The sequence below is a fragment of the Okeania sp. SIO2B3 genome (assembly GCF_010672525.1).
Taxonomy (GTDB): Bacteria; Cyanobacteriota; Cyanobacteriia; order Cyanobacteriales; family Microcoleaceae; genus Okeania.
Map to the genome: position 1 here is coordinate 19906 of NZ_JAAHGH010000101.1, position 7796 is coordinate 27701.

Here is a 7796-nt window from a genome sequence, read left to right on the forward strand (position 1 = left end):
AAGAGGGAGTAGAAGGAAAGAATTGATGACAGGTGCAACATTTAACCTTATCAAATCTATTCATCACTGAACATCTCTAATAATAGTATGGCATTACCGTAACGGTAAAGGCTGTTGCCTGCAAAGCTAATCCTTAAAGGACTAGCGCGTTATTACCTTTCTTCTCCTTTGATAACAGAAGAATTGTTTTCACTTATAGTAGTGCTGGTATCCGAGCTAACTTCGCCTGGCAGCTAAAATCTACCGAACTGTTTCTAAAAGGCACTGTTTCCTAAATTGTACTAGATTTAGGACTATTTTTGAGATTTTGAACACTCAAAAATCAAGGAAATGGATAGGTTTAACAAGGTTTTTGGTTAATAGTTGCGTCTCCTACGATAATCGATCTTATTTTTTAATATTGGAAATGTCTATTAATTTTAGTCTAGTTACTCTTGCTCACTATTGAGGATTTTCCACAGTAGCTACTGTTTCGGCCTCAACTTCTACAATAGTTTCTGTAGCTTCATCTATTTCTGACTCTGACTCAACTTCTACAATAGTTTCTGTAGCTTCATCTATTTCTGAATCTTGATTTAGAGTTCCTTCAGGTACTAACTCTACTGTGCCATTTTCTTCCAACCATTTGATTGTTTTTTCTTTCAGTAAGTCTTCTGTGACTACTTCTCTTAATCTATCTGGATCGACATCCTTTCCTTGGAGCTGTCCCATGACTTTGGCTGACTCTGCTACAATCTCTTCTTCATTTACCTCGATTGACTCTTCCTTGGCCACTGCTTTAATAGCCCAATCTCTTTTCAATCGCTCAATTGCTTCTGGCCGCGATCGCTCTTGCATTTCTGGCAATTTATCGCTGCTGAACAATTCTTTAACATCTATTCCATACTGGCTCAACTCCATGGCACTTTGGGCTAACATCTGCTGAACTTCATTTTTAATTAAAGTTTCTGGTAATTCTACTTCCAGATGGGTCACCAGCTCATTGACAATGGCAATTTCTTTATTTTGTTTTGTTTGTTCCTCTTTTTCTTTGGTAAATTTTTTCTCCATGAACTCCCGTAATTCGGCTAATGTTTCAAACTCACTAATTTCTTGAGCAAAATCATCATCCAACTCTGGTAATTCTTTTTCTTTAAGTTCTTTAAGAGTAATTGTAAATACTGCTGGCTTACCTGCTAACTCTGGTTCACCATATTCTTCAGGAAATTGAACGGAAATTTCTTTTGTTTCCTCTAGGTTAATACCTACTACTCCCTCAATGAACCCTGGAATAAATTGTCCTTCTTTCAACTCCATTTGAAAGTCTTGAGCCTTTCCTCCTGGAACTTCTTTCGGCTCTTCTCCTTCTGTCTCAGATGAGATTATACCTTCAAAATCTACTATTGCCACATCTCCTAACTGAGCAGCTCTTCCTTCTACGGGAATTAGTGTGGCCTTTTCAGAGCGACGTTCTTCCAGAAATTCATCTAATTGAGCCTGGTCGTATTTAGCTTCTTCAGCCTTGACCACCAATCCTTTATAATCATTAACTTTAGCCTCTGGCTCTACATCCACTTTGGCCGAGAAGGCCATTTCTTTTCCTGGTTCAAAATCTTTTACTAATTCTTCAAATTCTGTAACCAGGTCAAATTGGCCTATTGCATTGATTTGTTCTTGCTCTCTTGCTTTTTCTAAGCAATCATTAATTAGGTTATCTAAGGCCATAGCTTTCACATAATTTCTACCCAGCCTCTGTATCAATATTTGTCTAGGTACCTTGCCTTTTCTGAACCCAGGAATATTGGCGGAACGGATATATTTCTGAATTACCTGTTCGTAGGCATTCTTGGACATTTCTGGTGTAATCTCAATTTCCAGACCTATTTGGCTAGCTGGAAGTTTTTCCTGGGTAACTTTCATCGGCTTTTGTTTAAGTTAGTTAGAACTAAGTTTTAGATTATAGGCTATGATTCTAGTAAGCTATATAATTATTTATGGGAATCTTAATATTCTTGCTTTTTCTTGCACTATACTTTTTAGCTTACTACTATAAGTCTTTACCTTCGCCAATAATGCTTTAATTTTAGGACTTTTTTAACTTTATTTTTTCCTAGCTATTGGCACAGTAAGTTGATAATTTTTATTTGTAAAAGCTACCATATTATGGTATTATAATCAACTTACTTCAAGATTAAATGACTCTGAGTTCTTATTTGAGTATTCTCAAGTTGTTAGACTATAATCATAATTTATACTGATTAAATTTAGATAACAATTTAAAGATGAATTTTTCTAGATTTTCCTGTATTTTGTATGAATATTGATATGTTAATACTTTTATTTATATAGATATCCGCAATAATATAATTACCTAAAACTACTCTATCAAAGAATTAAAACGAAATCTAGTAAGAAGATTTTAATTTTATTTGACGATAGTCAGTCAGTAGGTATAGAATTAATTTAGTAGTATGAAAAAATATTGGTTTGATTAAATATTTTGATGGTATTAATCCAATTTATTATTTTCTAATAAAATAGAATGTCTGTGATATATGAAATATCAAGTTATTTCTTAATCCTTAGTTGATGAAAATTATATATATTAACCTAGTCGTAAGAGGGGTGTATATTAGAGAATCTAGATGATAATCAAGTTTAATAAAAATAAAAAATATATGTTATTCAGAAGATAAACAAATTAGATCAAACTATTAATAGGTAAAATTAATGACCATAAAAAAACTATTAAACTTAATTACAAACATTATAAAAAAATCAAATTATTGAAAAATGAAGGAGGACAAAAATGTGTCAGAGTTTTACAAAGTAGCAATATTAGGAGCAACAGGGGCTGTAGGAACAGAGTTGTTAGAATTACTGCAAACTAGAAACTTTCCAGTAGCAGAATTAAAACTACTAGCATCACCCCGTTCAGCAGGTAGCACTCTAAAATTTAAAGGACAAAACTTACAAGTAGAAGCTGTAACAGATGATTCATTTAAAGATATAGATTTAGTGCTAGCATCAGCAGGTGCATCTACATCAAAAGAATGGGCTAAGAAAGCAGTAGAAGCTGGTGCTATAGTAATTGATAACTCCAGTGCCTTTCGTATGGACCCTAAAGTTCCTCTTGTAGTTCCAGAAGTTAACCCAAAAGCTGCGGCTCTACATCAAGGTATAATAGCTAATCCTAACTGCACAACAATATTAATGTGTGTAGCTGTATGGCCTTTGCATCAAGTCCAGCCAATTAAAAGATTGGTAGTGGCCACTTACCAGTCAGCAAGTGGGGCAGGGGCAAGGGCAATGGAAGAAATGAAAACTCAAGCCAAAGAAATCTTAGAAGGAAAAACTCCTGGAACAGAGATTTTTCCCTATCCATTAGCATTTAATTTGTTCCCACACAATTCCCCACTGAATGAGCAGGGATACTGTCAAGAAGAAATAAAAATGGTTAATGAGACTCGCAAGATATTAGGATCTAACGAGATACCGATTACAGCAACTTGTATCAGGGTGCCAGTATTACGCGCTCATTCAGAAGCTATTAATTTAGAATTTGCTCAACCATTTAGTGTAGATAAAGCAAGGGAAATATTAAGTCAAGCGCCTGGAATAAAACTGGTAGAAAATTGGCAAGAAAATTATTTTCCAATGCCAATAGAAGCAAGTGGTAAAGATGATGTATTAGTGGGGAGAATTCGTCAAGATATTTCTCATCCTTGTGGATTAGAATTATGGTTAAGTGGAGACCAGATCCGAAAAGGAGCTGCCTTGAATGCAGTGCAAATAGCTGAGTTATTGGTGGAAAAACATTGGTTGAGGGTAGAAACAGCAACAGTTTAGACTCAGGGTGCAGAAAACAAAAGAAAAAAAAGAGTCTTCAACAATTAATAATTAATAATTAATAATTAACAATAACCTCTCCTTGAAAACGGATAGGATTGACTAATTATGAAATTTTTTTCTGGTTTCTCCTTGAAAGAAGAGGTTTTAAACCTTAATTATTCGGTAAGGTTAGTTCCTATTTCTACAATGTAATGAAATGGGTAATTAACAATAGTTCAATCATACAAAAAGAAAAAAAAATTGCAGAAAGACTGTAAAAAAAAATTTGCAGAGAGACTGTAAAGCGAAAGGGATGTTAATCTGAAAAAAATTAGGTCTAGTAAGATGGCCAAAAAAAAGAATAAGACCTAACAAAGCTATAAAAAAACCATAAGGAGTGCAAAGAGTGTGGTAGATTTCGGTAAAGTTATAACTGCAATGATTACACCGTTTAATTCAGACGGTAGTGTTAACTATGAAGAAGTAGAAAAGCTATCTATATGGTTGACAGAAAATGGAACAGATTCATTAGTAATATGTGGAACAACAGGAGAGTCTCCAAGTTTAACATGGGAAGAAGAATATAAACTATTTCAAGTAGTTCAAAAAGCAGTGGCAGGAAAAGCTAAAGTAATAGCTGGTACTGGGTCAAATTCCACAATAGAAGCGATCGCAGCCACCGAAAAAGCTGCTAAATTAGGGTTAGATGGTTCATTACAGGTGGTACCTTATTACAATAAGCCACCACAGTCAGGACTTTATGAACATTTTAAAGCGATCGCTCAAGCTACCCCAGAATTGCCAATAATGATTTATAATATACCAGGGCGTACTGGTCAAAATCTAATTCCTGAAACTGTAGCAAAACTGGCCGAAATTCCTAATATTGTTGCGATTAAAGAAGCCAGTGGTAACTTAGACCAAGTAAGTCAGATTAGGTACTTGACTGCACCAGAGTTTAAGATTTATTCTGGGGATGATTCCCTAACTTTACCACTCTTGGCTGTTGGTGGTAGTGGTGTTGTTAGTGTAGCCAGTCATTTAGTAGGAAAACAGCTACAAGAGATGATAGTAGCATTTGAAACAGGTAAGGTACAAGTTGCTACAGAAATTCATCTCAAACTATTCAGCTTATTCAAAGCTTTATTTGCAACAACTAACCCAATTCCTGTAAAAGCAGCACTAAATCTGCTAAACTGGAAAGTAGGCTCTACTCGCCCTCCACTATGCGACCCTCCAACTGAAGTAACTGAAAAATTATCAGCAGAAATGGGTCAACTAGGTTTATTATGAGTCAATTTCACGGGGAATAAAGTTTTTCAGAAAATTAAATATAATCAATCTGAATAATGATTTAGTTACCCCCTCACTAAATCCCTAAAATCTTTAATTTTAAGAGATTAGTTTTTCTGCTTTTAACTAATGGGTATTAAAAATCAGTAATGCCAAGTTTAAAAAAGAATGTTTAGAATAATTCAGGGTAATAAAAATAATTTACAGGAGATGTCCCTTTGACTAAAAAGATGAATTACAACCTAAAAAATGTTATCAAAGCTATTGATAATCGCTCCTGACTCGGTTCTCCTGACTCCTAAGAAATAGCCTAGCTATTTGTAGCAAATATTTATCAAATTGGTATATAGCAAGGAACAAGTTGATGTTTGACTTATATTGATGATGAATTTGAGACAGAGAAAAGCTTTTCCCACTGTTCCCTGTTCCCTGCCATAACAATCATTCAAAATCTTTCACAGTTAACAACAAGAAAAATAGGATAATTATGACAAGAAAGAAATCATCATCTGCCCTAAAAATTATTCCTCTAGGTGGACTACATGAAATTGGTAAAAACACCTGCGTATTTGAATATGATGACGAAATTATTCTGCTTGATGCAGGATTAGCTTTTCCTACCGATGGAATGCATGGTGTAAATATAGTCTTACCAGATGTAACTTATTTGACTGAAAATCGCCATAAAATCAAAGGTATGATTGTCACCCATGGTCACGAAGATCATATTGGTGGTATTCCTTTCCATTTGAAAAATGTAGAAATTCCTGTCATTTATGGACCAAGATTGGCAATGGCTTTACTCTACCCAAAACTAGAGGAAGCAGGAGTCCAAAATCGCACAGAATTGAGGACTGTTCGTCCCCGCGATACAGTACGGTTAGGTAAATATTTCAGTGTTGAATATATTCGTAATACTCACTCAATGGCGGATAGCTTTACAGTCGCTATCACAACACCAGTAGGAGTAGTTATCCATACAGGTGACTTCAAGATTGACCATACTCCTGTAGATGGAGAAAATTTTGATTTTCAAAGGTTAGCAGAGTATGGAGAAAAAGGAGTTCACTGCTTATTAAGTGATTCCACAAATTCAGAAGTACCCGGTTTCACGCCTTCAGAAAGGTCAGTTTATCCAAATTTAGACCGAGTATTTGCCAACGCCCCTGGACGTTTGATGGTGACAACCTTTGCATCTAGCGTACATAGATTACAAATAGTTCTAGAGTTAGCGAAAAAACATGGTAGGTTAGTGGCAATAGTAGGGCGATCAATGCTTAATGTGATTGCTCATGCTCGCAATCTTGGTTATGTTAAGTGTGAAGATAGTTTGTTTGTACCTTTGCATAGTGTCCGAAGTTTACCTGATGAGAAACTATTGATTCTGACTACAGGTTCTCAAGGTGAACCAATGTCAGCACTAACTCGTATTGCTAAGGGCGAACATAGACAAATAAAAATTCGTAAAGGAGATACAGTTGTATTCTCTGCTAACCCTATTCCCGGTAATACGATCGCTGTTGTTAATACCATTGACAAACTAATGATGTTAGGGGCAAATGTGATCTATGGTAAAGATAAGGGTATCCATGTTTCTGGTCATGGTTGTCAGGAAGACCAAAAATTAATGTTGGCACTTACTCGTCCTAAATTCTTTGTACCGTTTCATGGCGAGCATCGGATGTTAGTTAAACACAGTCAAACTGCTCAAAGTATGGGAGTTCCTCCAGAAAATATGGTAGTGGTACAAAATGGTGATGTGGTGGAATTAACTCAAGATTCTATCCGTGTTGCAGCTCAAGTAGCTTCTGGTATTGAACTGGTAGACTCTTCTCGTTCTGGTATGGTTGAAGACAACATCCTGAAAGAAAGACAGCAATTGGCAGAGGATGGTGTTGTGACTGTAGCGTTAGCACTGAATTCTGATGGTAAATTGATTGATAGACCTCAGTTACATTTGCGTGGTGTGGTAAGTGCTATGGAAAAAGCACAAATGCGTGAACTGGTGATCAAGACATTAGAAAAAAGTTTGAGCAATAACTGGTCTGAGTATGCTAAGTCAAACAATACTCAAGTTGATTGGTCTGGATTGAAAAATGAGCTTGAATGTGCTGTTCAGCGAATGTTGAGACGAGAACTTCAAGGTCAACCTTTGCTAGTTTTCTTAATGCAAACTCCAGAAGCAGGAGATATAGAAGATAGAAATGTAGAAGAGAAAGTAGAACAGAAAAAAGAACTGCCTATAGTGAAACCAGTGGGAAGACGGAGACGTCGGTCTACTGCAAAAGTAGCATCGTAAATTTGAGAGTTGGGAGTTAACTACCTACTGGACTGTTTCAGCTAAAATAGTGCATTAGATTGGTCATTGTAACTAATTGTAACTAGAGAAAGTTATCTCTTAAAAATTTGCGATCGCAACTATTTAAGATGAAACAGTCCAGTACTTACACATTTTCTGGTCAAAAAATGGCTGGAACCTCTGCTTGTTAAGGAATTATACCTTTTTGATGCAAAACCCTCTACCTTTATAGAACCCATTTGGGATCTTTTAGGAGTAAGGTTATACGGTAGTGCCTGTGCGAAAGTGTGGGAATGCTCAGATGAATATAGTCCCATAATTGTGGAAATAATTATGGAATGTCCTCTGTGTGGTGATCATCAACCCCATAAGCACGGAAAAACAAGTATTGGAA

Annotated in this window: 4 protein-coding genes; 3 read left to right on the forward strand and 1 reads right to left on the reverse strand. The window is 35.7% G+C overall.

Annotation, left to right across the window (positions count from 1 at the left end):
• Window positions 1-441 precede the first annotated feature (441 nt).
• The gene (gene tig, locus F6K15_RS31735; protein WP_293069182.1) at window positions 442-1899 is read right to left on the reverse strand and encodes a trigger factor; all 1458 of its coding nucleotides are present in this window, start codon (window positions 1897-1899) and stop codon (window positions 442-444) included.
• Window positions 1900-2772: 873 nt separating this feature from the next.
• On the opposite strand from tig, the gene F6K15_RS31740 reads away from it, so the two are divergent.
• From F6K15_RS31740 to F6K15_RS31750, 3 genes are all read left to right on the forward strand, one after another.
• A complete protein-coding gene (locus tag F6K15_RS31740) occupies window positions 2773-3828 on the forward strand; it encodes an aspartate-semialdehyde dehydrogenase (RefSeq protein ID WP_375341101.1) in 1056 nt (351 codons plus the stop codon).
• Window positions 3829-4218: 390 nt separating this feature from the next.
• Window positions 4219-5103, forward strand: a complete 885-nt coding sequence (gene dapA, locus F6K15_RS31745; protein ID WP_293069186.1) for a 4-hydroxy-tetrahydrodipicolinate synthase — start codon at window positions 4219-4221, stop codon at window positions 5101-5103.
• A 487-nt stretch (window positions 5104-5590) separates the two neighbouring features.
• Window positions 5591-7402 (forward strand): ribonuclease J, encoded by a 1812-nt coding sequence (locus tag F6K15_RS31750; RefSeq protein ID WP_293069188.1) that lies wholly within the window; start codon window positions 5591-5593, stop codon window positions 7400-7402.
• The last annotated feature ends 394 nt before the right edge of the window (window positions 7403-7796 follow it).